Source organism: Nocardia sp. NPDC005825, assembly GCF_040630175.1.
GTDB lineage: Bacteria > Actinomycetota > Actinomycetes > Mycobacteriales > Mycobacteriaceae > Nocardia.
The window spans coordinates 391387-416394 of sequence record NZ_JBEXXC010000006.1 but is presented as its reverse complement, the minus strand read 5'-3'; the positions used below and the strand labels follow the sequence as shown (position 1 = coordinate 416394).

19 protein-coding genes are annotated in these 25008 nt (G+C 69.5%); 7 read left to right on the top strand and 12 right to left on the bottom strand.

The window, feature by feature from the left end:
- Positions 1-64: 64 nt before the first annotated feature.
- The 3 genes from ABZ382_RS19610 to ABZ382_RS19600 form a co-directional block, all read right to left on the bottom strand.
- Positions 65-241, bottom strand: coding sequence for a hypothetical protein (locus ABZ382_RS19610; protein ID WP_357090651.1), 177 nt, complete (start codon positions 239-241; stop codon positions 65-67).
- 130 nt (positions 242-371) lie between these two features.
- Entirely contained in the window at positions 372-1586 is a 1215-nt protein-coding gene (locus tag ABZ382_RS19605) for a glycosyltransferase 87 family protein (protein ID WP_357090649.1), read from the bottom strand.
- A gap of 126 nt (positions 1587-1712) precedes the next feature.
- The gene (locus ABZ382_RS19600) at positions 1713-3128 is read right to left on the bottom strand and encodes a nucleobase:cation symporter-2 family protein (protein ID WP_357090647.1); all 1416 of its coding nucleotides are present in this window, start codon (positions 3126-3128) and stop codon (positions 1713-1715) included.
- Between the two features lie 396 nt (positions 3129-3524).
- On the opposite strand from ABZ382_RS19600, the gene ABZ382_RS19595 reads away from it, so the two are divergent.
- From ABZ382_RS19595 to xdhC, 3 genes are read left to right on the top strand one after another with little or no spacing between them, the layout of a single operon-like run.
- On the top strand, positions 3525-4967 hold the full coding sequence (locus ABZ382_RS19595; protein ID WP_357090645.1) for an FAD binding domain-containing protein: 1443 nt from the start codon (positions 3525-3527) through the stop codon (positions 4965-4967).
- On the top strand, positions 4964-7354 hold the full coding sequence (gene xdhB / locus ABZ382_RS19590) for a xanthine dehydrogenase molybdopterin binding subunit (RefSeq protein WP_357090643.1): 2391 nt from the start codon (positions 4964-4966) through the stop codon (positions 7352-7354). The genes ABZ382_RS19595 and xdhB overlap by 4 nt, the downstream gene beginning before the upstream one ends.
- Complete coding sequence (gene xdhC, locus ABZ382_RS19585) at positions 7347-8168, top strand: xanthine dehydrogenase accessory protein XdhC (RefSeq protein WP_357090641.1); 822 nt, start codon at positions 7347-7349, stop codon at positions 8166-8168. The genes xdhB and xdhC overlap by 8 nt, the downstream gene beginning before the upstream one ends.
- Before the next feature lie 35 nt (positions 8169-8203).
- Here xdhC and ABZ382_RS19580 read toward each other — a convergent pair whose 3' ends face one another.
- Positions 8204-9820 (bottom strand): FAD-binding protein, encoded by a 1617-nt coding sequence (locus ABZ382_RS19580; RefSeq protein ID WP_357090639.1) that lies wholly within the window; start codon positions 9818-9820, stop codon positions 8204-8206.
- A 112-nt stretch (positions 9821-9932) separates the two neighbouring features.
- Between ABZ382_RS19580 and ligD the strand changes: the two genes are divergently transcribed.
- The gene (ligD, locus tag ABZ382_RS19575) at positions 9933-10898 is read left to right on the top strand and encodes a non-homologous end-joining DNA ligase (RefSeq protein WP_357090637.1); all 966 of its coding nucleotides are present in this window, start codon (positions 9933-9935) and stop codon (positions 10896-10898) included.
- On the opposite strand, the gene ABZ382_RS19570 is transcribed toward ligD, so the two are convergent.
- Together ABZ382_RS19570 and ABZ382_RS19565 are read right to left on the bottom strand one after the other, a co-directional pair.
- Entirely contained in the window at positions 10895-11542 is a 648-nt protein-coding gene (locus tag ABZ382_RS19570; protein WP_357090636.1) for a response regulator transcription factor, read from the bottom strand. The two genes, ligD and ABZ382_RS19570, sit on opposite strands and share 4 nt — an antisense overlap.
- Positions 11539-13812 carry an ATP-binding protein gene (locus ABZ382_RS19565; protein WP_357090634.1) on the bottom strand — a complete coding sequence of 758 codons (2274 nt, stop codon included), beginning with the start codon at positions 13810-13812 and terminating at the stop codon, positions 11539-11541. Before ABZ382_RS19565 ends, ABZ382_RS19570 begins: the two co-directional genes overlap by 4 nt.
- A gap of 281 nt (positions 13813-14093) precedes the next feature.
- On the opposite strand from ABZ382_RS19565, the gene ABZ382_RS19560 reads away from it, so the two are divergent.
- Positions 14094-15509: a lipase maturation factor family protein gene (locus tag ABZ382_RS19560; RefSeq protein ID WP_357090632.1), complete on the top strand. Its 1416-nt coding sequence runs from the start codon at positions 14094-14096 to the stop codon at positions 15507-15509.
- Here the strand turns inward: ABZ382_RS19560 and ABZ382_RS19555 are convergent.
- A complete protein-coding gene (locus ABZ382_RS19555) occupies positions 15430-16311 on the bottom strand; it encodes a hypothetical protein (RefSeq protein WP_357090630.1) in 882 nt (293 codons plus the stop codon). The two genes, ABZ382_RS19560 and ABZ382_RS19555, sit on opposite strands and share 80 nt — an antisense overlap.
- A gap of 65 nt (positions 16312-16376) precedes the next feature.
- The gene (locus tag ABZ382_RS19550; RefSeq protein ID WP_357090628.1) at positions 16377-18671 is read right to left on the bottom strand and encodes a phosphocholine-specific phospholipase C; all 2295 of its coding nucleotides are present in this window, start codon (positions 18669-18671) and stop codon (positions 16377-16379) included.
- A gap of 219 nt (positions 18672-18890) precedes the next feature.
- On the opposite strand from ABZ382_RS19550, the gene ABZ382_RS19545 reads away from it, so the two are divergent.
- On the top strand, positions 18891-19364 hold the full coding sequence (locus tag ABZ382_RS19545) for a GtrA family protein (protein ID WP_357090747.1): 474 nt from the start codon (positions 18891-18893) through the stop codon (positions 19362-19364).
- A 4-nt stretch (positions 19365-19368) separates the two neighbouring features.
- Here ABZ382_RS19545 and ABZ382_RS19540 read toward each other — a convergent pair whose 3' ends face one another.
- The 4 genes from ABZ382_RS19540 to ABZ382_RS19525 form a co-directional block, all read right to left on the bottom strand.
- Positions 19369-19701, bottom strand: coding sequence for a transglycosylase family protein (locus ABZ382_RS19540; RefSeq protein WP_357090627.1), 333 nt, complete (start codon positions 19699-19701; stop codon positions 19369-19371).
- Positions 19702-19770: 69 nt separating this feature from the next.
- Positions 19771-21225, bottom strand: coding sequence for an NAD(P)/FAD-dependent oxidoreductase (locus ABZ382_RS19535; RefSeq protein WP_357090625.1), 1455 nt, complete (start codon positions 21223-21225; stop codon positions 19771-19773).
- 80 nt (positions 21226-21305) lie between these two features.
- Positions 21306-23165, bottom strand: coding sequence for a cellulase family glycosylhydrolase (locus tag ABZ382_RS19530; RefSeq protein WP_357090623.1), 1860 nt, complete (start codon positions 23163-23165; stop codon positions 21306-21308).
- 105 nt (positions 23166-23270) lie between these two features.
- The gene (locus ABZ382_RS19525) at positions 23271-24221 is read right to left on the bottom strand and encodes a LysR substrate-binding domain-containing protein (protein ID WP_357090621.1); all 951 of its coding nucleotides are present in this window, start codon (positions 24219-24221) and stop codon (positions 23271-23273) included.
- Positions 24222-24457: 236 nt separating this feature from the next.
- Between ABZ382_RS19525 and ABZ382_RS19520 the strand changes: the two genes are divergently transcribed.
- A complete protein-coding gene (locus ABZ382_RS19520) occupies positions 24458-25000 on the top strand; it encodes an SMI1/KNR4 family protein (RefSeq protein WP_357090619.1) in 543 nt (180 codons plus the stop codon).
- Positions 25001-25008: the final 8 nt, after the last annotated feature.

Here is a 25008-nt window from a genome sequence, read left to right as displayed (position 1 = left end):
GTCGAAACTCGGCCGCCAGGGCCATCCGGGGATACCCGGAGTCCGCGTGGCGTCCGGTGCGTCGTCAGGCCGCGCGGTCGGTGCGCTCGGTGTGGTCCGGGCGCGGCAGGTCGGCTTCGTACTGGGCGCGGTGCAGCGCGCAGCGGTATTTCGGGCCCGGCTTGATGTAGGCGGGGTCCAGCCGCTGGGTGAAGCTGAGGTTGTCACGCCGCCAGCAATCGATGCACATCGGCTCGGTCATGGCGTCCTCCTCTGTCATCGCTTCCGCGAAGGGTCTGCGGGAGAAGGATTCCCACTCACGGCCTGTTTCGGATATAGGTCCGGGCACTCTTGCGTAACGGATGCGGTCCGTTTGCCGACCGGTCGGTTGCTTAATGGGTGTCAGGGGCGCGCCGCACGGACGCGATCAGACATCCCGCGATCACCGCGTACACGACGACGTAACAGTTCAACAGGATGGGGGAGATCGGCCACGACGGCGGGAACAGGAACCAGCCGACCACCACCCAGGTGTCGGTCCAGTGGTAGGCCCACGCGCCGGTCGCCACGTAGACGGCGCCGGCCGCCGCCCACCAGCGCGGGTCCGACACCGCGCGCTGCACCAGGTAGACGAACAGCGGCAGGAACCACACCCAGTGGTGATTCCAGGAGAACGGCGACACCACACACGAGGTCAGGCCCGCGAGCGTGACGGTCAGCAGCTTCTCACCGCGCCGATAGAGTTCCGCCGCGAGCAGCAGCCCGCCGATCGCCACCGGCGCGGCCAGCAGCAGCCACAGCCATTGCGGCACTTGGCCACCGGTGAGGTGCGCGATCGTGCCGCGCAGGGACTGGTTGGCGGGCTGGGTATCCGGGGCGATCCGGTCGGACTGGAAGAACGTGCGGGTCCAGTACTGCCGGGAATCCGAGGGCAGCACCGCCCCGGCGAGCCCGATGGTGAACACGAAGGTGGCCGCGGCCATCACCGCCGCCGCCCACTGCCGCAACACCACGAACTGCGCCACGAAATACAGCGGCACCAGCTTGATCCCGGCGGCCAGCCCGACCCCGACCCCGCGTACCCGGCTGTTCGGCGGGCGCGAGAAGTCCCACAGGATCAAGGCCATCAGCACCAGGTTGATCTGGCCGTAGTAGAGGGTGGTGCGCACCGGCTCCAGGAACATGCAGGTGGCCGTGAGCAGCGCGCTCAGCCCGGCCAGTTGCCAGGTCAGGCGGTAGCCGAGCACCCGCCAGCACAACAGGACGCACGCGTAGAGCACACAAATGTTCAGTGCCAGCCAGGTATTCGTGACGCACGCCCACGGGATGGCCAGCATCGGCAGGAAACTCAGGGTGGAGAACGGGGTGTAGGTGAAGGACAGCCCGCGATGGGTGGTCTCGGTGTAGAGGGGATGCCCGTTGTAGATCTTCCAGGCGCCGTCGCGGTAGACGTGCACGTCGAAACCGCCCGCCAGGAAGCCCACCTGGTCCAGCCAGGGGTCGACGGTAGTGAAGATCAGTGCCAGGGACAGCGCCGCGCCGCAGGCCAGCACCCACGCCGTCGTCCGATTGCACGGTCGCGGTGGCGCACCGGAATCGCTCGCCACCGCTTGGTCTTTCGATCCGACCGGACCGTCAATTGTCTTTGCACCGATCAACACCCAACCCACCTCAGATGTGCGATACCCCCTCCCGGATGTGCTGAACCCTACCGGCAGGGTTTGATGGTTTCGTCACACCGCGGTCCCGCCCGGCGGAACCTGTCGTTTCCCCGCACCCCAGTGGTTGAAGACCAGGTTCAGCACGAAGACCACGATCACCGCCGAGGTGATCGGGCTGCCCGCGATCATCTGGAAGTCGGTCGGGAACTGCTTGTAGATGTTCGGGGCGACCGCGGGCAGCAGCGCCACCGACAGGGTGACCGCGATGATGAGCATATTGCTGGTCCCCTCGAACTGGACCTTGTGCAGAATGCGCAGACCGACCGCGGTGACCATGGCGAACATGACGGTGGCCGCGCCGCCCACCACCGGACCCGGCAGCGCCGCGACCACGCTGCCCACCTTCGGCACCAGGCCCAGCGCGACCAGCATGCCGCCGCAGGCCGCGACCACCCAGCGGCTGCGCACCCCGGTCAGGCCGACCAGGCCGACATTCTCGGCGAAGGCGGTGTCGGGAAAGGAGTTCATGAAGCCGGCCAGCACCGCGGAGAAGCCGTCGGCGGCCAGGCCGCGCGCCAGATCGGGCGGTTCGAGCTGCTTGTCGACCATTTCGGCGACGGCGACCATATCGGCGGTGGACTCGGTGAAGGTCACCAGCATGACCACGCACATGGAGATGACCGCGCCCAGATGGAACTCGGGCGCGCCGAAGACGAACGGCCGGGACACGGCGAACCAGCCCGCCGACCCCACCCCGGACATGTCCACCAGATGCATGGGCACCGCGACCAGCGTGCCGATCGCGACGCTGAGCAGGACGGCCAGCTGGCTGACCAGGCCGCGGCCGAACCGGTGGATCACCACGATCAGCGCGATCACCAGACCGGCCAGCGCGATGTGCGAGATCTGGCCGTAGTCGGCGGCTTTCGGGTCGTCGCCGGCGATCAGCCCGGCGTCCGCGCCGATCAGCGACAAACCGATCACGCAGATCACGCAGCCCGACACCAGCGGCGGGAAGAAGCGCACCACCATGGCGAAGAAGCGGGCGATGATCAAACCGAACACGCCCGACACCAGGATCGCGCCGTACACGGTCGGCAGCCCGGCCGCGCCGCCGCCGAACTCCTGCGCGATCAGGATCATGGGCGAGACCACGGTGAAGGTCGCGCCGGCGACCACCGGCAGCCGCACGCCCATGATGCGGCCGATGCCGACCGCCTGAATGATGGTGACGATGCCCGAGACGAGCAGATCGGCATTGACCAGCAGGGCGATGGTGTGGGCGGGAAGCTTCAGCGCCCCGCCGACGAGCAGCGGCACCGCGACCGCGCCCGCGTACATGATCGCCAGATGTTGCAGGCCCAGCAGGAAGAGTTTCGGTGGCGGTGGTATCTCGTCGACCGGGTGACGGGCCTTGACGAGTCCGGTGGCGGCATCGATTTCGGATTTACGGGAGGGGCGCACTTTTGCGAGAAAGCGCATTTGCATGACAAGCCTCCTGGAACACGTGGATCACCGGCCGGGGGAGGCCGTGACCACGAACCGAATGATGGCGCAGGAAATGCCGGGTCCGCAGCGGATTGTTCGATTGTCCAGCCGGTTCGGCGTGGCTCCCGGCCGCCTTCGTATTTTCCTACAGAATCACACGGTCAGCGGCGTCCCGTGTTGACCGAATATCCCGCCGGACGTAGGTTCAGGCCACATAACCCGTGGTCACAGACAGGAGGCGAGCGGATGTCCACCAACTCCGATCTGCGTCGCCTGGCTCATCGCACGGTGTGGGTGCCCGGGCGCGTCGCCCACGGCTGCTGAGCCGGCTTTCTCGACGAGCGGAATTGATCCGCCGACACTGGATAGTGCACTCCACGACGAAAGCGGCCGGCAATGGCAATTTTCATGACGGTGAACGGAAAATCGACACCGATTTCTCCCGCGGCGACGCACACCACGCTGCTGGACTTTCTCCGGGAGCACGGGCTCACCGGATGTAAGGAAGGCTGTGCGGAGGGTGAATGCGGCGCGTGTTCGGTCCTGGTGGCCCGGCCGGGCCGGATCGAGCCGACCGAATGGGTGGCGGTCAATGCCTGCCTGACTTCGGCCGTCGCGCTGGAGGGGCAGGAGGTCGTCACCGCGGAGGGGCTGGGCACCGTGGCCGCGCCGCATCCGGTGCAGCGGGAGCTGGCGGTGCGCGGGGGCTCGCAATGCGGTTACTGCACACCGGGATTCGTGTGCAGCATGGCCGCCGAGTACTACCGGCCGGATCGGACGGCCACGGACGAGGTGTGCGCGCACGGCGAGACCGGGCCCAATGGCTTCGATCTGCACGCGCTGAGCGGGAACCTGTGCCGCTGCACGGGCTACCGGCCGATCCGCGACGCCGCCTACGCGGTCGGCGCACCGGCCGAGGATGACGCGCTGGCCCGGCGGCGCGAGGTCGGCGCGCCGGAACCGGCGGCGACCGACTTCAGTTCCGATGGACGGCGATTCGTCCGGCCCGCCTCGCTGGCCGAGGCGCTGCGGCTGCTGCGCGACCATCCGGACGCCACCGTGCTCGCCGGCAATACCGACCTGGGTGTCGAGGCGAATATCCGCGGGCGGCGGGCGGAGTACACGCTGGCCGTCGACCGGCTCCCCGAATTGCGGGAGCTGGTGATCGGCGCGGACCGGATCGAGCTCGGCGCGGCGCTGACCCTCACCGAGCTGGAACGTGGGCTCGCCGGACGGATCCCGCTGCTGTCGGAGTTGTTCCCGCAGTTCGCGTCTCGGCTCATCCGCAATACCGCCACGCTGGGCGGCAACCTCGGCACCGGATCGCCCATCGGCGACGCGCCGCCGGTACTGCTGGCCCTGGAATCCTCGGTGGTGCTCGCGGATGCCGAGGGGGAGCGGGAGGTCGCGCTCGCCGACTACTTCACCGGCTATCGGAGTTCGGTGCGGCGGCCCGGGGAGCTGATCCGTTCGGTGCGCGTCCCGCTGCCGCTCGCGCCTGTGTCCGCCTTCCACAAGATCGCCAAGCGCCGCTTCGACGATATCTCCAGTGTGGCAGTGGCTTTCGCGCTGGATATCGATGACGGTGTGGTGCGCCGGGCCCGCATCGGGCTGGGCGGCGTGGCCGCGACACCCGTGCGCGCCTACGCGACCGAAGCGGTCCTCGAAGGGCTGCCCTGGACGGAAGCCGCCGTCGCCGCGGCCGCGGACATCCTGCGCGGCGAGGGCACACCGCTCGACGACCACCGCGCCAGCGCGCGATATCGCAGCGCCATGCTGGGCGAGAGCCTGCGAAAACTGTTCTCCGACACCACCGAGACCGAGGGGGTGCTGTCATGAGTCACCTGTCGCAACGACCCGACGATCCGGTCGTGGGGATCGCGCTCCCGCACGAGAGCGCCGCCCTGCACGTCACCGGGACCGCCCTCTACACCGACGACCTGGTGTACCGCACCAAGGACGTGCTGCACGCCTACCCGGTGCAGGTCCCGCACGCGCACGCCCGGATCACCGCGCTGCGCACCGAGCCCGCGCTGCGGGTGCCCGGCGTGGTGCGGGTACTCACCGCCGCCGACGTGCCCGGCGTCAACGACGCGGGCGTCAAACACGACGAACCGCTGTTCCCCGACGAGGTCTGCTTCCACGGCCACGCCGTGTGCTGGGTGCTGGGCGAGTCCCTGGAAGCCGCGCGGCTGGGGGCGGCCGCGGTGGAGGTGGAGGTCGAACCGCTGCCGTCGATCATCGCCATCGAGGAGGCGGAGGCCGCCGGGAGCTTCCAGGGGGTGCAACCCGAGGTGCGCTGTGGCGACCTGGAATCCGGTTTCGCCGCCTCGGCGCACATCTTCTCCGGGGAACTCCTGTTCTCCGACCAGGAACACTTCTATCTCGAAACCCACGCCGCCCTGGCGCAGGTCGACGAGGCCGGGCAGGTGTTCGTGCAGTCGAGCACCCAGCATCCCTCCGAGACCCAGGAGATCGTGGCCCACGTGCTCGGGCTGCACAATCACGAGGTCACCGTCCAATGCCTGCGCATGGGCGGCGGATTCGGCGGCAAGGAGATGCAGCCGCACGGCTTCGCGGCCATCGCCGCGCTCGGCGCGACCCTCACCGGACGCCCGGTCCGGCTGCGGCTCAACCGAACCCAGGATCTGACCATGTCCGGCAAGCGGCACGGTTTCCACGCGCGGTGGCGGGCCGGGTTCGACGCCGACGGGCACGTGCTGGCCCTCGACGTCACGCTGACCTCGGACGGCGGCTGGAGTCTGGACCTGTCACAGCCGGTCCTGGCCCGCGCGCTGTGCCACGTCGACAATCTGTATTCGATTCCCAACGCGCGCTTCCGCGGTCGCATCGCCAAGACCAACAAGCCGTCCAATACGGCCTTCCGCGGATTCGGTGGGCCGCAGGGCATGCTCGTGATGGAGGATCTGCTCGGGCGGTGCGCGCCGCTGCTCGGCCTGGATCCGCGAGAACTGCGCCGCCGCAACTTCTATCGCCCCGGGCAGTTCACGCCCTACGGGCAGGAAGTGCGCCACGCCGAGCGCATCGCCGAGACCTGGGATCAGGTGCTGGCCAACGGCGAGATCGACTCCCGCACAAGGGAGATCGCCGCCTTCAACGCGTCGCATCGGCACGTGAAGCGCGGGCTCGCGGTCACCGGCGTCAAATTCGGCATCTCGTTCAATATGACGGCCTTCAACCAGGCCGGGGCGCTGGTGCTGATCTACAAGGACGGGTCGGTGCTGATCAACCACGGCGGCACCGAGATGGGGCAGGGCCTGCACACCAAGATGCTGCAGGTGGCCGCCACCACGCTGGGCATCCCGCTGCACAAGGTGCGGCTGGCGCCGACGCGAACGGACAAGGTGCCCAACACCTCCGCGACGGCCGCGAGTTCCGGGGCCGACCTCAACGGCGCGGCGGTGAAGAACGCCTGCGAGCAGCTGCTGGACCGGCTGACCCGGGTGGCGGCGACGCGGCTGGGCGTCAACGCTTCCGATATCCGCATCGCCGACGGCGTCGCCCGCGCCCTCGGATCCGGTACCGACGGGGTCGCGTGGGACGACCTGGTGCGCGCCGCCTACCTGCAGCGGGTCCAGTTGTCGGCGGCCGGTTTCTACCGCACCGAGGGCCTGCACTGGGACGCCGAGACCATGCACGGGTCGCCGTTCAAGTACTTCGCCTACGGGGCCGCGGCCACCGAGGTGGAGGTGGACGGGTTCACCGGCGCGTACCGGATCCGCCGGGTCGACATCGTCCACGACGTCGGCGACAGCCTGTCCCCGCTCGTCGACATCGGCCAGATCGAGGGCGGTTTCGTGCAGGGCGCGGGCTGGCTGACCCTCGAGGACATCCGCTGGGACACCGGCGATGGACCCGGGCGCGGCCGGCTGCTCACCCAGGCCGCCAGCACCTACAAGCTGCCGAGCTTCTCGGAGATGCCCGAGGAGTTCAATGTCAGCCTGCTGGCGCACGCGCACGAGGAGGGCGTGGTGTACGGGTCCAAGGCGGTGGGGGAGCCGCCGCTCATGCTGGCGTTCTCGGTGCGCGAGGCGCTGCGGCAGGCGGCCGCCGCCTTCGGACCGGAGGGCGTGAGCGTGGAACTCGCCGCGCCCGCCACCCCCGAGGCCGTGTACTGGGCGCTCGACGCCGCCCGACGCACCGGCGAATCCGAGATGGAGACAGGCGAATTCGCCGCCGGGGAAAGCGTGCCCGCCGGTGCCTGACCTGACCTGGGTGACGGCCGTCGCGCGACTGCGCGAACGCCGGGAGCCCGGTGTGCTGGTCACCGTGGCGACGGTGCGCGGCCACGCGCCCCGCCGCGCGGGCGCGAAAATGGTGGTGGGACAGAGCGATACCTGGGGTTCGATCGGCGGCGGCAATGTCGAGGCCGTCGCCGTCGAACGCGCTCGTGAACTGATCGCCCACCTGCCCGCGGAACCCGAGCTGATGGATTTCGCCCTCAACGACAAGGTCGTCAACCAGCACGGCGTGCAGTGCTGCGGCGGCACGGTCACCGTCCTGCTGGAACCACTGCCGGTACCCCCGGCCGTCGCGATCTTCGGGGTCGGCCACGTGGGGCTGGAACTGGCCCGCATCCTGGCCCGCCACGAACTGGACCTGCACCTGATCGACACCCGGCCGGACATGCTCGCCGCCGGGCGGCTCGCGGCTCTGGACGACGCCATCGCCGTGATCCACACCCACCGCGTCGCGCTACTGCCCGAGGAGGTGCTGGGCCACCTGCCGCCCGGCACCCACGTCCTGATCATGACCCACGATCACGCCGAGGACGTCGCACTCTGCGACGCCGCCCTGCGCACCGACGGGCTGGGCACCATCGGGCTGATCGGTTCCCCGGCCAAATGGGCGCGCTTCACCAAGCGGCTCACCACCGAGGGCGCTCACCCGCCGGAAGCGCTGGCGCGCATCAAGACCCCGATCGGGCTCGCCGACATCACCGGCAAGGAGCCCGCCGTCATCGCCGTCAGCGTGGCAGCGGATCTGTTGCGCGCCTTCGAATCCGACACGGCCGACTGACCCCGGAGACGATCACCGGCGGTCGCCCGCACCCGTCAGTGAGTGGCGGCGAGCTCCACGCTGTGGGTGCCCGCGCGACGGCCGGAGAAGACACAGTCGGCCAGCGACAGACCGCTCACGTACGAGTTCGAGCACACGCCCACGGCCGCCCGACCCGCCGCGAACAGACCCGGGATCGCCGCGCCGGATTCGGTGCGGACCGCACCCGTCTCCTCGTCCACCACCAGGCCGCCGAGGGTCAGCATCGGCATCGGATAGGTGAGTCGCGCCTTGAACGAGATGTCCAGCAGCGTGAAGGGTCCCGAGTGCAGCGGGCGGCGCAGATCGTCGGGCTTGCCCATCGGATCGGGCAGCGACTGCTCGATGGCGCGATTGTGCGCGTCCACGGTCTTGCGCAGTGCCGCCGGTTCGATCCCGGCCCGGGCGGCGACCTCCTCCACGGTCCGGCCGTTCACGCTGCCGACCCGCAGCAGCCGCTCGGCCTGCATGCGCTGGAACCACACCGACTGCTCGGGCAGCTGGCGGCGCGCCTCGGTGAGCAGCCGGGCATCGGCCAGCAGCCAGGCTCGATTGCCGGGGCTGGTCGCGATGGCCGCGCCCAGTGCCGCGCCGTAGCGGGATTCGTCGATCATGCGCTGTCCGTTGGCATCCACGGCGATGGCGCCGAAGAAGGCGCTCGGCGGGGCGATGAAGCGCCAGGTCGACAGCACGTCCATGCGGTCGGTGGCCGCGCCCGCGGCCTGGGCCATGGCGATACCGCTGCCGTCGTCACCCGCGGTGCCCAGCGGCAGGCCCTCGGCCCAGGGGTAGTCGGGGGCGTGCTGCTCGACCATCTCGCCATTGGCGATGAAGCCGCCGGTGGTCAGAATGACACCCGAGCGCGCCTGAATGCGCACGGGCGCACCGTAACGCCGCTCGATCCGGGCCAGCAGCGCCTGCACCGCCTTGCGCAGACCCTGGTGGTACACACCGGGTTTCGCCGAGATCTTGGCCAGCGCCGCGAACCGGCGTCGCACGGCCGGCGGGGCGCCGGCGATCGTGGTGGCCTCGATGCCGACCACCCGGCCGTCCTCGATCACGAGACTCGTTGCCCTGGTGCCGGTCTGGACCCGGACCCCGTGCTGGGCGGCCGATTCGGCGAGCGGCCCGAACAGCTTCTTGCCCGACACCCCGCGCCCGTGCGCGCGATGCCCGCGCTGCCGCGGCTTCGCCAATTCCCGGAAGCCGCCCGAGTTCTCGCTACCCGAGTAGTACAGGTAGTAGTCGTCGGTGGGGTAGGAGGTCTTGAACGGGCACAGCGACGCCTCGAACGGAACCCCGTGTCCGGTCAGCCAATCGATGAGCGCGGGCGATTCCTCGCAGAACCGCCGCAGCGTCTGCTCGCTCACCGTGTCGCCGACCTCGGCCCGCAGGTAGGCGAGCATGTTCTCGACATCGTCCTCGACGCCCGCGGCTTTCTGCACCCAGGTCCCGCCGCCCGCGTACACGATGCCGCCCGACAGCGCGGTCGCGCCGCCGCCGAGGTAGCGGTCCAGCGCGAGCACCTCCGCCCCGGACTCGCGCGCGGCCAGTGCCGCCGCGACACCCGCGCCGCCGTATCCGACGACCACCACATCGGCCGAAGAGTCCCAGGTCCGCACCGTTGCGACCACCTTCCCGAGCGAAGAAATACCCAGCTCCGAGAACTATAACTTGTTCTAGTTGGGCGGGTGGTTCGCGGCGAGCCGGTCGCGGCTGACCGAAATGCCGGTTACCGTCGGACAGATGGCCGGCAAGTCAGCCGCCCCGGCGATCGAGCTGCCGGTCGGCGAACACACGGTGCGCGTGTCCAATCCGGATCGGGTCTACTTCCCCGAGACCGGAGCCACCAAACTCGATCTGGTCCGGTACTACCTCAGCGTCGGCGACGGCATCGTCAACGCGCTGCGCGACCGGCCCTGCATGCTGCACCGCTTCCCCAAGGGCCTGCCCGGCGGCAAGGTCCACCAGAAGCGGCTGCCCGGCGGCGCGCCCGACTGGATCCCCACCGTTCAACTCTATTTTCCGCGCTACGGACGCACCGCCGGCGAACTCTGCGTGGAGAAACTCGCCGACGTGATCTGGGCGGTGCAGATGTCGACCGTCGAGTTCCACCCCTGGAACTCCCGGCGCTTCGACACCGAACTCCCCGACGAATGGCGCATCGACCTGGACCCCATGCCCGACTGCCCGTGGTCGCGGGTGCGGCGGGTGGCCGGGGTGGTGCACGAGGTGCTCGACGAGCTGGGCGCGGTCGGCTGGCCGAAGACCTCCGGCGGCAAGGGATTACACGTCTACGTCCGGATCGCGCCGGAGTACGGCTTCCAGGACGTGCGCCGCGCCGCACTGGCCTTCGCCCGCGAGGTGGAGCGCCGCGCGCCCGCCGACGTCACCACCGCGTGGTGGCGCAAGGACCGCGATCCCGCGCACCTGTTCGTCGACTACAACCAGAACGCCCGCGACCACACCATCGCCGCCGCCTACTCGGTGCGCGGCGTCCCCGAGGCGACGGTCTCGACCCCGGTGCGCTGGAACGAGATTCCCGACATCCACCCCGGCGACTTCACCATGAAGACCGTCCCCGCCCGCTACGCCGACCTCGGCGACCTGCACGCCGGCATCGACGAGGCGGTCTTCGACCTCGCGCCCCTGCTGGAGTGGGCCGACCGCGACAAGATCGACGTCGACCTCGACGAGGACGCCGGCGACTAGAGCTCGTCGGTGCTGATCAGCCCGTCGCGGATGGCGCGGGCGACCAGGGCGGCCTTGGTCGGGGCGGAGCGGCCCACCGCGGCGTATTTGGCGCGGATGCGTTCCAGGTGGGTGTTGACCGTGCCCGGCGTGATGTAGAGCTGTTGCGCCACCAGGGCTTTGGATTCGGTCTGGAACCAGGCGAGCAGGACCTCGCGTTCGCGCTGGGACAGTTTCGGGCGGTCGTCGCCGTCGGTGCTCATGGCCCGGGCCATGGTCGGGCTGAGATAGGGGCGCACCTCGGCGGCGGCGTGCAGGGCCGCGATCAGGTGTTCGCGGCCTTCGGTCTTCGACAGGTAGGTGACCGCGCCCAGGTCCAGGCAGTCGCGGACCAGATGGGGTTCGGTGTGCTGGGAGTAGACGACCACGCGGTGGCCGCGCGCGCAGATGGTGGCCAGCGCGTTCAGATCCGGTGCGCGCTGGTCGAATTGGAGATCCAGGACGATGGCGTCCAGGTCGCCGCGATCGGGGCCGGTGGCGGCCAGGAAGGCCGCCGGGTCGGCGTGGTCCGCGGTCACCTCGAGCCGGGGTTCGGCGGCGGCGCACCAGCCGCGCACGCCGTCGCGGATCAGCGGGTGGTCGTCGACGATGGCGATGCGGATCATCGGGCGTTCTCCAGCTCGAAGCGGTGATGCAGTCGCGCCCACAGTAATTCGCCCGCGGTGACGACCTCCGTGTGCACGGCGCCGGTGGGGTCGGCGGCCGTGGTGGACAGGGCGGACAGGCGGTCGACGGTGTCGGCGGGGCAGTCGCCGAGCGCGCTGACCGTGCAGCCGGTCGCGTCGGTGGTCACCACCACCCGGGCCCGGGAACGACTGGCGTCCAGCATGATCCGGGCCGCGGCCACCAGGTGCCCGCGCACCCGGTCCGGGAGTTCGCGGCCCGGTTCGGGACGGGCATCGGCCTCGGCTTCGACGGTGACCGCGACCCCGCGCCGTTCCGCCGCGTCGATGCCGCCGCGCAGATCGGCCAGCAGCGGATGGCCCAGACCGTCCTGCTGGGTGAACAGGCGGCGCAGGCGCGCGTACTCGGTGCGCGCGGCGACCTGCACCGCGGGCTCGGCGGGATCGAGGGTGCCGTCGGCCAAACCCCGCAGCAGCGGCGTGAATTCGCTCAGCAGCTCGCGATAGCGGCGCAGGCATTCCTGTTCGGTCATGTGGCCGACCGCGTCGGCGGTGCGGTGGCGCAGCCGTTCCCGGTGCAGGGCGGCGGCGTCGCGGGCCACGCGGTCGAGGGTCGCGGCGAAGCGGGAGGTGAGGAACTGCAGGAAGAAGATGGCCGCGGTGTGATAGCCCAGCACCCGCAGGCTGTCCAGGCCCGGCGCCCGGACCAGGACGAGCGCGCACACCAGCACCCACCAGGCGGTCAGCGCGGTCAGGGACAGTCGCGGCGACAGCCGGAAGCCGAGCGCCACCACCGCCCAGCCGGACGCGCCGATCGACCAGTTCGCTCCCGCCAGCACGGCATCCGCGGGCAGCAGCGCGATCAGGGACAGCGAGGCGGCGATCGCGAGCGCCATGAGCGCGAGCGTCACCGATTCCCGGCGGCGCGGGATCAGCGCGGCCAGCGCGCATCCCACGTTCACCGCCACCAGGGCAGCGTTGACCGCCGCCGGGGGTGTCGCCGCCGCATCGGTGAGGGCGGACTGCAACAGGGTGTCGGCGACCGCGACGCCGACGATGCCGTACCCGAAACTGCGGCCCAGCCGGCCGATGCCCGCGGCCGGGGCGTCGAACGAGTTTTCCTCGGCGGCACCGGGTTCGGTGGTCGGCCAGCTCAGCCGCACCCGCGTCCCGTGGCCGGGCCGGCTGGTGACCTCGGCGTCGCCGCCGACTGCCCGCATGCGCTCGACGATCGAATGGCGGATGCCGTATCGGTCCTCGCCGGGGACGCCGTCGAAGCCGACGCCGTCATCGGTGATCACCAGCGCGCCCGGTCCGGCGCTGATGTCGACGGTCGAGGCGCGGGCGTGGCGATCGACATTGGTCAGCGCCTCCCGTACGGCGGCCGTCACCGTCCACGCGAGGGTGCCGCGCACGGGCAGCGGGCCCGGGGTGCGCAGGGTGAGCGGCGTCGCACAGCCGTTGCTCACCTCCCGCAGCAGCACCGAGAGGTCGGCCCGGGTTTCGTCGCCGGGCAGCGGAATCCCCGAATCCAGTACGGCCAGATCGCGACCGGCCTGCCGGGCGATGCGGTCCCGATCCCCGGCCGCGCCCTGCCCGACCATCAGCAGGGTGGCCGCGGCGGTGTCGTGCATGACGGCCCATTGCTCGCGTTCGTAGCGACGGCGCGCGGCCGCCACCTCACTCGCGATCCGGGCGTCGGCGGCGGCGGTCACGGTCTGGTCGTGCACGGTGGCCGCGCCCAGCACCACCCGGCGCACACCCACCGCCAGCAGCCACTCCACCAGCAGGTAGGCGACGGTCAGATCGGACAGGAAGTTCCACGGGGTGAGCCCCGGCGTGGCGCGATTGGCGTAGTAGAGCAGCAGCAGGACCAGACCGGTCACCGCCGCCGACACCCGCACGCGCTCCGCGATTCCGACCGAGATCACCGTTGCCGCCACGACCTTCACGTCGATGAGGTCTCCGGTCCCGATTCCGGACGCGGCCACACTGGTCGTCCCCAGAAGGTAGATGGCCACCACCGCGACATCGGCCGCGGTCCACCCGGGCCCGAGCCGGCGACCCCACAGCCGGCTCGCGGACCACACCGCCAGCCCCAGCGTGACCGCCTGCCCCAGCCCCGGCTCGACCGCCCCACTCGCCAGATGCACCACCGTCAGCAGCAGGCACGCGGCGTGCCGGAACCGGATGGCCAGCCACGTCGCCTCCTGCGCGACCGCGGCGTGGGTCGGGTCGGCTTCGCGCAGCACCCGGTCACGGTACCGAACCGGATTCGGCCCAGCATCCCATCCCTTCCGGGGGCACGGGTGTCCGTCGAACACCCGACAGACAGACCCGTCCGACTACGGAATCGTGGAGGGCGCGGCAAGGGGTGCGAGGGTCCGTACCACTGCCGCGGCCGCGGCCGTTGGCGGGCGGGGAGTCAACGGCCGCCGGGTCACCCCGGCGGGTGCGCGCGCGGGATGACTACGCTTCACAGTAGGAGCGGACTAGCCGAGCTGAGGCGACACACCGGCGCAGGAGGCGCGGGATGGAGTGGTTCAGCGCACCGGAATACTGGCTCGCGCGACAGGTGCTGACGCGCGGGGTGGCCTTCGTCTATGTGATCGCCTTCGTGTCGGCGGCCCGGCAGTTCCGGGCGCTGCTCGGGGAACACGGCATGCTGCCGATCCCGCGCTGGGTCGCGCGGCGGTCGTTCCGGGCGACGCCGAGCATCTTCCATTTCTATTACTCGGACCGGTTCTACGCGGCCGTGGCCTGGGGTGGCGCGGTGGTGGCCGCGGCGCTGGTGTGCGGGGCCGCGGATCTGCTGCCGCTGTGGGCGGCCATGGCGGTGTGGCTGCTGCTGTGGGTTCTCTACCTGTCGATCGTGAACGTGGGGCAGGTCTGGTACTCGTTCGGCTGGGAGTCCCTGCTGCTGGAGGCCGGATTCCTGGCCGTCTTCCTCGGCAACGACAAGGTCGCGCCGCCGCTGCTCGTGCTGTGGCTGGCGCGCTGGCTGGTGTTCCGGGTGGAATTCGGGGCCGGGCTGATCAAGATGCGCGGCGATCGGTGCTGGCGTGATCTGACGTGCCTGTACTACCACCACGAGACCCAGCCCATGCCCGGTCCGCTGAGCTGGTTCTTCCACAATCTGCCCCGGCCGCTGCACCGGGTCGAGGTGGCGGCAAATCATGTGGCGCAATTGGTGGTGCCGTTCGGGCTCTTCGCGCCGCAACCGGTGGCGAGCATCGCCGCGACGATCATCATCGTCACCCAGTCGTGGCTGGTGCTGTCCGGGAACTTCGCGTGGCTCAACTGGCTGACCATCTTCCTGGCATGGTCGGCGATCTCGAATTCTGCTGCCGCACTGGTGTTTCCGGTATCGGAGCGGCACGAACTACCCGAGGCTCCGATCTGGTTCACGGTGCTGGTGTTCGCGTTCACGGCTTTCACGCTGACGCTCAGCTACCTGCCGGTCCGCAATATGCTGTCGCATCGGCAGCGAATGAACGAGTCCTACAACCCCTTCCACCTGATCAACACCTTCGGCGCGTTCGGCGTCATCGACCGCATCCGCTACGAGGTGGTCATCGAGGGCACCGACGAGGCGGTCCTCACCCGCCATACCCGATGGCGCGAATACGAATTCAAGGGCCAGCCCGGCGATCCGCGCCGCATGCCCCGCCAGTTCGCCCCGTACCACCTGCGGCTGGACTGGCTGCTGTGGTTCGCCGCCCATTCCTCCGCCTACGCGCGACCCTGGTTCGAGGGCTTCCTGCGCCGCCTGCTGCGCAACGACCGCGACACCCTGCGCCTGGTGCGCCGCAACCCGTTCCCGGACGACCCGCCCCGGCACGTCCGGGCGCTGCTCTACGAGTACCGCTTCACCGGCCCACGGGAACTGCTCGAAACCCGGGCCTGGTGGGTCCGCGACGTGGTCGGCTCGTACGTGCCGCCGTTGTGACGCCGCGGCGGTCGCGGACGATTTCGGCCTCCCGCCAGATCGCCGGGCGCAGGAGGTCGGGGTCGGCCGGGGCGTCCGGGCGCGAAAGCACCTGCGCGCGAGCCCGACCGGCCACGCTCACCATCGGCCCGAAGCGGCGGAAGATCTGGATCTCGCCGTCGTAACCCCGGTCGTACGGGTCGAGGTAGGTGTAGTCGGTGCCGTAGGGGCCGGACGCGTCCAGGCCCGTGGCGCTCAATGCCCAGGCCCGGGCTTCGTCGGGGCTGGACGGGGTGAGCACGACCAGTCCGTGGCTGCGGGTCACCCGGCCGCGATGCTCCCGGTGGCGATACCGGCTCCACCAGTCCTCCAGGGCGGTCGGTTCCACGGCCCGGTCCAGCCCGAAGGTCTGCCAGCGCACGGTGCCCTCCGGTTTCGACAATGGCAACCGCCGCTTCAGCAGTCCCGCGATCCGGTCATCGAACGGCGTGCACCAGCCGGGCACCAGCAGGATCGGATCGGGCGGTTCGGCGTCGAACGGGTTCGGGGTGAGGAAGGCCCGATCGATGAGCACGACGGTCCCCGGACGCGCCTGATACGACAGCCCCCACAGCAACCGCCCCAGCAGCCGGGAACCGTGATCGTCCGACAGCACGTGCCAGGTCTCGTGGAAACGGTTGGTGCTGAACCGCGCCTGCGTCCCGGGCCGCAAGGTGATCACCGTGTGGGCACGACCGGGCGACCGCACCAGGTGCCGGTGCAGTTTGAGGCCGTCGGTGACGGATCGGGCGGTACCCGTGCGCTGCTGCTTCATCGGGTCCATGACGCCACAACCCCGAACCCGGATCAAGCGAATTTCCGGTGCTGATCCGGGTCGGCGGGGCCGGGTCAGGCGGTGGCGCCCGCGCTGCCGTTCTCCAGGTGACCGGCGAAGTGCCTGCGCCAGTTGCCGTTTCCGGAGGCGGTCAGGGTCAGGTCGTACCAGCCTTGATCGAGCGGGGCGGTGATGTCGCGGGTGGCTCCCGCGTCGACAGTGGTGCGTGAGCCGCCGGCGTCGATCGTCGCCGCACTGGAACCTGAATTACGCACGGTGACAACGAAAGTGGGGCTCGCTGCCGTGCCGCCGATGGCCGCAGTGGCGGTCAGCGCGGCGTCGCCGTCGCCCGAGGCCTCGGCGAGGAAGCCGTTGGGCGCGTGCACGGCGAAATCGTAGGCGCCGCTCACCGGGAAACGCTCCTCGGCGGTCGCGTCGGGGGCGACGACCGTCTGCCGGATCGAATTGCCTTGGTAGGCATAGGTTTGGAAGGGCATGGGAACCGAGCCCTGATTGCCGAATCGGACGGTCGCGGAGGAGCCGGAGACCTCGATCCAGGCCAGCGGCTGATAGGGGAGGGGCCGGGCCTTGGCGCGGCCGGGCTCCTGGGCGGGCATCTGCTGACCGCCCGGCGACGGCGGCACCGGCTTGGGCAGGTTCTTCTGCCCGGCGGCGCGGGCGCGCTCGGCATTGGCGTCGGGCAGCGTGGGGATGCTGGTGTCGCGGCGGCTGAAATCGAAACAGCTGGTGAGGTCGCCGCAGACGGCGCGCCGCCAGGCGGAGATATTGGGTTCGGCGACACCGGTCCAGGCTTCGAGGAAACGCAGCACCGACGTGTGGTCGAACACTTGGGAATTCACGTAGCCGCCCCGGCTCCACGGGGAGATGACCAGCATGGGGACGCGCGGGCCGAGGCCGATGGGGGCGTTGCCGCTCAGCCCCGAGGCCGCCTTGGTGATCAGATTGCCGATGCTCGCCGAGCCCGAGCTCGACCCCAGCGTCGCCGACCCGGAACTCAGGTCGCCGCCGATATCGCCCGCCGCGGGCAGGATCTCGTCGGGGGTGCCGGGCGGCGCGGTCGGGGGGACCATGTGGTCGAAGAAGCCATCGTTCTCGTCGTAGTTGACGAGCAGGACGGTGGACTCCCACAGTTTCGGGTTGTCCCACAACGCTTTCAGGACGCGCTGGATGTAGGCCGCGCCGTCCGCCGGACGGTACGCGGGGTGCTCGGAGTAGCCGGCGGGCGCGACGACCCAGGACACCTGGGGCAGATTTCCGCTGGCGCAGTCCGAGATGAACTGCTGCAGAACGTAATCGATATTGCTGCCGTCGACGCCGGACGGCGGGGGCGTCATGCCGCCCGCGGTCACCATGGCGCGGTCGGCCAGCTGCCGGACGGCGGGATCGGAGGATTTCGCGGCATTGTGGTAGTTCTGGAACAGCCACAGCGGGTTGTCGCCATAGTCCGCGAGGAACGGGCCGCCGCTGTGCGAGTCGGCGTACACCTGCCACGAAATCCCCGCCTGCTGAAGGCGTTCCGGGTAGGTGGTCCAGTTGAAGACGGGCCGGTAGTCCGGCGGATTGGACACCGCGGGCCCGCCCGCGCGCCCGGCCGGGTCGATGGTGCCGGTCCAGTGGTAGAGCCGGTTCGGGGTGGTCGGACCCTGGATCGAACAGAAGTAGTGGTCGCAGATGGTGAACGCGGACGCCAGCGCGCGATGGAACGGGATGTCGGCCTCGGTGAAGTAGCCCATCGTCATCTTGGACTTGGCCGCGATCCACGAGTGGTACGCGCCGTCGGCCCACGCCACGTGGGTGGTGTTCCAGTCGTGCGCGAGATCGCCCATGTCCTGGCCGTCCACGCGGGTGGTGTCCACATGCCAGGGCAGCAGGAATCCGGTGCTGCTGAACGCATCCGGCTGCTGGAAGGCGTTGCGTTCCGCGCCGCCGCCCGACCCGCTGCTGCTCCCGGTGCCGGATCCGCTGCCGCTCCCGCTGGCCGAGCCGCTCGCACTGCCGGTGCCGGCCGACCCACTGCCCAGGTCGGTGCCGAGCCCACCGGCCAGCGCCGCGTCCATGGCGGCCTGCAACACCGGGTTGTAGCCGCCCGCGGGCAGGCGCACGGCGCGTTTGTCGCCGAAACCCCGGACGCCGCTCATGGTTCCGAAGTAGTGGTCGAAGGACCGGTTCTCCTGCATCAGGATCACCACGTGCTGCACCTGGTCGAGGCTGCCCGAGCGGCCCGGTTCCGCCAGCGCCTCCGCCATGCCCTCCGGCAGTCCGGCCACCCCCGCCGCACCCGCCGCGCCGGCGGCGAGCATGCCGCCCAGCACCTTCCGCCGATTCGCGGTTCCGAATCCACGCCCCATCAGGAATCTCCATTCAGCATGTCGGTCGACACTTCCGACTCACGTCCCGTCGAGGTCTCGGGGACGCGCCGAAGGATGCTATGGCACAGCGAGATCGCGCGGAAACACTGATTTCCGAGCGATTGACAAGGACAGGTTGTCGATGGCGAATCGGCCAGCCGAAGTTGGTCCACTGATCATCTTCGGGACATGCGGGGGTGTCAGGGTGGCCGGGTGGGTATGCAGACACAGCCGCGACCGGCGCGCGTGGTGCGCTGGTTCCACGCGCTGTGCGACGGGTCGGTCGCGCTACTGCCGGCCCGGCTGCGCCGCTTCGTGGCCCCCACCTTCGTCGGCTATCTGCTGGTGAGCGCCTTCACCTTCGGCGTGGACCTGCTGCTGCTCACCGCGTTGCACCCGGTCGCGCCGCTCCCGGTCGCGGTGACGGTCGCCTATTGCGCCGCCTTCGGCCTGAGCTACCTGCTGAACCGGGTCCTGAACTTCGAATCGCATGCCGCGGTCGGCCCCCAGCTGGCCCGCTACATCGTGGTGGTGGTCGTGAACTACCTGGCGTTCATCCTCGGCGTGACGAGCGGCGTCGCGGCGCTGGGCGTCGACTACCGGATCGCCCGCATCGTGGGCAGTCTCGGCGAGGGGCTGTTCATGTACGCGTCCATGCGCTGGATCGTCTTCCGGACCAAGGCCGCTCGGTAGCGGTTCAGAGGAAGGCGCCGCAGGTGGGCCAGGCGCCCGGACCCTGCCGGGCGAGGACGCGTTCGGCGACGCGGATCTGTTCCTCCCGGGTGGCATCGGCCGGATTCCCCCTGCCGCCGTATGCCCGCCATGTGCTGGGGCTGAATTGCAGGCCGCCGTAGTACCCGTTTCCGGTGTCGGCGGTCCAGTCCCCGTTCGCCTCGCACTTGACCACGGCGTCCCAGTCGTGCCGGGGCCGGGCCTCCACAGTGGCGGATAGTGCGCAGGTCAATGCCGTGAAACCAAGTGTCAGAGCGAGGGTGCGAACGGGTCTTCGAAACTCGTGCTGTCCGATCATGGCGTATCTCCGCCCTGGTAGACGAACGCGCGGGCAACAATCAGACGATGGTAACTGAAGATTTGCTCATTATTGGAAATTGAAGTCCGCGGGATCCGGTTCGGCCAGCATCGACTCCATGGTGGCGCGGTCGAACGGCAGCAGGTCGATGCTGCCGCCCTCGGTGAAGTACCAGGAGTTGCAGCCGGTGTTCCACACCGTCGGGCCCATGGCCGCGGCCACCTCGGACTCGAAGCGGTCGGTCGCCGCCTCGGTGACCTCCACGGTGTCGAATTCGCCCGCGCTCCACCGCTGGATCCAGCGGGTGATGTAGCGCGCGGTCACCTCGGCGGCGTGGTGCAGCGGGATCGAGCCGGTGGGGGAGTGCGGGCCCAGCACGGTGAACAGGTTGGGGAAGCCCGGGATGGCGGTCATCCGGTAGGCGCGCGGTCCCTTGGCCCACGCGTCGTCGATCGAGACGCCGTCGCGGCCGGTCAGATTCATCGGCCGCATGTAGTCGTGGGCGCGGAAGCCGGTGGCCAGCACGATCACGTCGACCTCGTGGTGACGGCCGTCGGCGGTGCGGATGCCGGTCGGGGTCACGGCGTCGATGCCCGTGGTGACCAGCTCGGCATTGCGGGCGCGCAGGGCCCGGTAGTAGGTGCCCGACAGCACCTGACGCTTGCACAGCGGCTCGTAATCGGGGGTGAGCTGTTCCCGCAGGCCCGGTTCCGTGACCTGCGTGCGCAGGCTCATGCGCGCGTACTCCTGCACCGCGCGCCGCCGCCAGCTGGGCCGGGTGACCACGTCGGTGAACAGTCGCGCGCCGGTCATGCCCGCTTGGTAGAGCGCGCGATTCACCTGTGGCAGGCGCTTCAGGGCCGCGCCCACCAGTGCGGGCTGCGGTAGCCACATCGGGGCCCAGATCACCCACTGCGGGCTGCGCACGAAATGCGTGATGCGCTCCGCCTTCGGCTGGAGCGCCGAAACCACCTGGACGCCGGTCGATCCCGTGCCGAGCACCGCGATCCGCTTGCCGTCGGTCTCGACGGTGTCGTCCCAGCGCGCGGTGTGCACGATGGGGCCGGTGAACTCGCCCAGGCCGGGAATGTTCGGCACGGCCGGATGATGCAGCACACCGGTGGCGGCGATGACGAAATCGGCGGTGTAGCTGCTCCCGTCAGCCGTCTCCACCTGCCATTCGGACCCGGAGAAGGTCGCGGCGACCACCTCCGAATTCACCCGCAGGTGCGGCCGCAGCCCGTACTGCTCGACCACGTCGGCGAGGTATCCCTGGATCTCCGGCCCCGGCGCGAAGATGTGGGACCAGTCCGGCTTCGGCGCGAACCCGAACTGGTACAGCTGTGAGGGCACGTCGCAGGTCAGGCCCGGGTAGCGGTTCCAGTGCCAGACGCCGCCGACGTCGGAGCCCTTCTCCAGCATCACGAAGTCGTGGAATCCCTTGCGCTGCAAGGTTATCGCCGTCGCGATTCCGGACACGCCGGCCCCGATGATCACGATCCGAGGCTGCCGCCGCGTGCCCATCCCAACCTCCTTGTTGGATACCCCAGGAATTCAAATACTGACGGTATTTGGAACTCCCGGGGTATGTCAACCGTGGGCCGCTACTTCAGCTTGCGGCAGTACAGGGCGTCCGGATGCCCGCCGCGGGCGTTGGCCCAGGAGAACGCGATGCCCGCCGCGTACTCGTCGGCGGTGCATTGGCCCTTGTACCAGCCGCTGGCGTAGTCGCCGCCCTCGCCCGAGGCCGGGCGATTGTCGCCGCGGTCGTCCCACACGGTCCGGCCCGCTCCGGCCAGCGCGCGCCGGGCGGGGGCGCACAAGATGGCGGACATGCCGTCGCCGCGCAGGCTGTAACCGATCATGAATTGCCCTTCGGCGCACTGGTATTTGGTGAAGCCGCCCGCCCAGTCCGTCGTCACCTTCTCGCTGGAGACCTTGGTCGCCGAGGTACCGGGCTGCCAGAGGTCACCCTCGGTAGCGTCGGTGCACAGGCCGCCCTGCCCGCGCGAGCTGATGCCGATCAGCCGCTGGTCGTCCGGGCAGACCAGCTTGTGCGCACCCGAATCCCAGTCGGCGGCCGCGCGCAGCGACGCGTTGTGGTCGTCGTGGATGGCGTTGAGCATCGACCAGCTGCGGACCGGTGCGACCTGCCCGGTCTGCCCGGCCGCGGCCAGCAGCCGCCGCACGTGCGCGCCCCGCCAGTCGTCGCTGTCCATCACGCTGCGCTTGCTGCCGTCGGTGTCATAGCGGAGCAGACCCCAGTCGTTGCCCTTGTCCTGATGCTGGAAACCGACGATCGGCCAGTACGCGAAGTCGAGGTCGCGGTCGATCAGGTAGTCGACCATATTCGGGAACCACGCCTGGTCCGCGCCGGTCGCGCCCTTGCCGATGCCGAACTCGCTCACCCAGACCGGCGCGGTGAAGTGCTTGTCCGGCGTGGTCGCGATGGACCCGGCCAGCTCGTCCATGGACTTGAACAGGTCACCACGGGACATGTCGCGGAAGCGCGGATCGTGGGTCTCGCCGCCGCTGATGCCGGTGCCGCCGGTGTGATTCGGGCCGATGTAACCGTAGAAGTGCGCCGCGTACACGACCTTGTGCGACCGGACCAGCGTTTCCGAGAGCGTCTTGACCGGCTTCAGCATCGGGCGCTCGTGCCAGGTGAGGTCGGTGGGGATGCCCATCCAGTTGAGGCCCTCGACCATGATGAGCAGATTCGGGTTGGCGCCGGTCAGGATCCGGTCGCCCGCCTCGTGCGCGGCGGCCTCCCAGTCGTGGTCGTCGCCCATGCCCCAGTTGGGATTGTCCCAGGTGTCGCGGCGCACCTCATTGCGCAGATCCGCGCCGATGACGCCCGGATCGCCCTTGTAGCGGGCGGCCATGAAAGCCCAGTCGCTCACCCATTTCGCGGTGTCCTGCCCGGAATTCCAGCGTTCGTTGCCGTCCACCGCGCAGCACCACCGCGTCGAGGTGGTGTGGTTGTTGAGGATGACGCCGAGCCCGGCCCCGGTCAGCGCCGCGACCGCCCGGTCGTAGACCTCCAAGGGCTTCAGCCCGTTCAGCGCCGGATTGGCGGTGAGGCCCTTGACCGGACGGCTGTCGGTGATCATCTCGTTGGAGAAGGGCAGCCGGATGCTGTTGAGGCCCAGCTCCTTGAAGTCCCCGACGATCTTGTCCAGCGGCACCCGATCCAGGCCGAGCGGGGCGCGATGCCCGGTCTCCTCGGAGAAATTGTTCGCCGGATCCTCGTCGTCGCCGCTGCCGGTCCAGGTGCCGCTGGAACCGTGCCAGTTGCCGGACTTCAGCTTCACCCGATTGCCGGACTCGTCGACGATGTAGCGGCCGCGGGTGTTCAGCGGGCCTTTGAGACCGGCGGGCGCGGCCTGCGCGACCGGTTCGAGATGAACGGCAGGTGCTATCAGCAGCCCAGCGGCCAGGAGTAGAACGGTGAAAACCCTCATCGGTCCTCGAATTCTCTTGCTCAACGATTGCTGAGAAACGTTAGTTCGCAAGGAAATCGAGGAGAAATCAGTGTTTTTCGAACTTTGACAAGATTCGATTGTCAATCAGAGGTGGGGCGGCACAGTGCAATCCGCGAAATCCGGCTTTTCCAGTTGGGTGACCAGTTCGGGATGGGTGTCGCGAACGCACCGGGCGACCTCGACAAAGGAACGGACCAGGGCGGATTCGTGCGCGGTGCGCCAGCCGACCGCGACGTCATTGGGCTGGACATCGGCGATCGGCAGCAGGCGTACGCCCGGGAAGGGGATCCAGCGCGCGCAGGCCACGGTCAGCACGACGCCGACACCGGTCGCGACCTTGTGTAGTTCCTCCAGTAGGGAATTCGACCGGGACACCACCGGCGCCGGGGTTCCGCTGCGGTAGGAGTTCAACTCCCAGAACGCGTTCCACACCGGGTCGGTGGTGGCGGCCCCGAGGATCGGTTCATCGAGCAACTCGTGGGCGAACACCTGCTCGCGCTCGGCGAGTCGATGTGTGGTCGGCACCATCAGCATGAGTGGCTCGGAGAACAGGGTCTCGAACTGCACGCCGTCATCGACGAACGGCCTGCGGGCGAATGCGACATCCACCGACCCACTGGCCAGCCCGGCCGAGGGATCCTCGTAGGTGAAGTGCCGCAACTCCACGGTGATCCCCGGATGGCGCTGCCGGAAGGTCGACAGGATCGGCTCGGTCAGGGTCAGTGCCGCCCCCTCGAGCGCGCCAAGTACCAGTCGGTCCTGTTCGCCGCGGTGCACCGAGCGGGCCCGCTCGACCGCCACGTCCAGTCCGGTCAGCGCGCCCCGCACATCGCGCAGGAAGACCGCACCGGCGGCGGTCAGTTCGACATTGCGGGTGGTGCGGGAGAACAACACCACGTCCATCCCGTGTTCCAGCTGTTTGATCTGGGTGCTCAAACCCTGCTGCGAAACGTGTAATCGCTGCGCCGCCCGGGTGAAACTCAGCTCCTCCGCGACAGCGATGAAGTATTGCAGCTGGCGGGTGTGAACTTCCATGGCGCGCAGTCTAGATTGGCGTTCCATCCAGCCGGAAGCTTTTCCGGAAGCCGCCACGGTCATTGACAAATCGGGGTTGTGAATCGCCGCCGCGGAATGATTTCTCTTCCGCACCGTGATGCACTACCGTTTACCGGGCGTTCACCGCGGCCGGAATAGGAAGTATTCAGTATCCCATTCGCGCTCCGGTTCCCTTGCACATTTGTTCCTGAGCGATCCGGCAGCGGAGGAAGCCTGTGACGAATTGGAATACCCTGGTGGGCAAGCTGTTCACCCTGCAGTGTGACGTCGCGGAGCGCCTCGGCGAACCGGACCTGTCGGCCGCCCCGAATCCGCCCGCCACCGACGCCGAGATCGACGCGGCGGAGCAGCGGCTGGGCGTCTCCTTCGACGCCTCCTACCGCGACTTCCTGCGCTGTTGCGACGGCTGGTCGCGCTTCGGGAACATCCACCTCTTCGGCGCCCGCGAACTGGCCACCGCCGAGAAGTGGCGCCGGGCTTCGGCGTTCGCCGAGGTCTACTTCGCCACCACGGCTTCCGGCTCGCTGGTCGTGCCGCAGGGCTATCGGCGCGTCGTGGTCGGGAAAACCGCTGTGCCGCAGCGCTTCATCGTGATGCTGTTCCCGGTCCGCCCGCCGCGCGGCGCGAATGCCTGCTGGGACTGCATGTCCGGCACGGACCTGTGCTACCCCGGCTTCGGCGTGTGGGCGCGCGAGGAAGCCGCCGCGATCTCCCACGCGCTGTGCGAGGAGATCGCGGACGAGCGGTGCCTGCGCTGACCCGCCGG

What these genes read in the sequence shown, in the direction of transcription:
- ABZ382_RS19530 (WP_357090623.1), bottom strand. Translation starts at nt 23,165, where the DNA reads ATGAGGGTTTTCACCGTTCTACTCCTGGCCGCTGGGCTGCTGATAGCA.
- ABZ382_RS19555 (WP_357090630.1), bottom strand. Translation starts at nt 16,311, where the DNA reads ATGGACCCGATGAAGCAGCAGCGCACGGGTACCGCCCGATCCGTCACC.
- ABZ382_RS19535 (WP_357090625.1), bottom strand. Translation starts at nt 21,225, where the DNA reads ATGGGCACGCGGCGGCAGCCTCGGATCGTGATCATCGGGGCCGGCGTG.
- ABZ382_RS19545 (WP_357090747.1), top strand. Translation starts at nt 18,891, where the DNA reads ATGCAGACACAGCCGCGACCGGCGCGCGTGGTGCGCTGGTTCCACGCG.
- ABZ382_RS19540 (WP_357090627.1), bottom strand. Translation starts at nt 19,701, where the DNA reads ATGATCGGACAGCACGAGTTTCGAAGACCCGTTCGCACCCTCGCTCTG.
- ABZ382_RS19570 (WP_357090636.1), bottom strand. Translation starts at nt 11,542, where the DNA reads ATGATCCGCATCGCCATCGTCGACGACCACCCGCTGATCCGCGACGGC.
- ABZ382_RS19525 (WP_357090621.1), bottom strand. Translation starts at nt 24,221, where the DNA reads ATGGAAGTTCACACCCGCCAGCTGCAATACTTCATCGCTGTCGCGGAG.
- ABZ382_RS19550 (WP_357090628.1), bottom strand. Translation starts at nt 18,671, where the DNA reads ATGGGGCGTGGATTCGGAACCGCGAATCGGCGGAAGGTGCTGGGCGGC.
- ABZ382_RS19610 (WP_357090651.1), bottom strand. Translation starts at nt 241, where the DNA reads ATGACCGAGCCGATGTGCATCGATTGCTGGCGGCGTGACAACCTCAGC.
- ligD (WP_357090637.1), top strand. Translation starts at nt 9,933, where the DNA reads ATGGCCGGCAAGTCAGCCGCCCCGGCGATCGAGCTGCCGGTCGGCGAA.
- xdhB (WP_357090643.1), top strand. Translation starts at nt 4,964, where the DNA reads ATGAGTCACCTGTCGCAACGACCCGACGATCCGGTCGTGGGGATCGCG.
- ABZ382_RS19595 (WP_357090645.1), top strand. Translation starts at nt 3,525, where the DNA reads ATGGCAATTTTCATGACGGTGAACGGAAAATCGACACCGATTTCTCCC.
- ABZ382_RS19560 (WP_357090632.1), top strand. Translation starts at nt 14,094, where the DNA reads ATGGAGTGGTTCAGCGCACCGGAATACTGGCTCGCGCGACAGGTGCTG.
- ABZ382_RS19600 (WP_357090647.1), bottom strand. Translation starts at nt 3,128, where the DNA reads ATGCAAATGCGCTTTCTCGCAAAAGTGCGCCCCTCCCGTAAATCCGAA.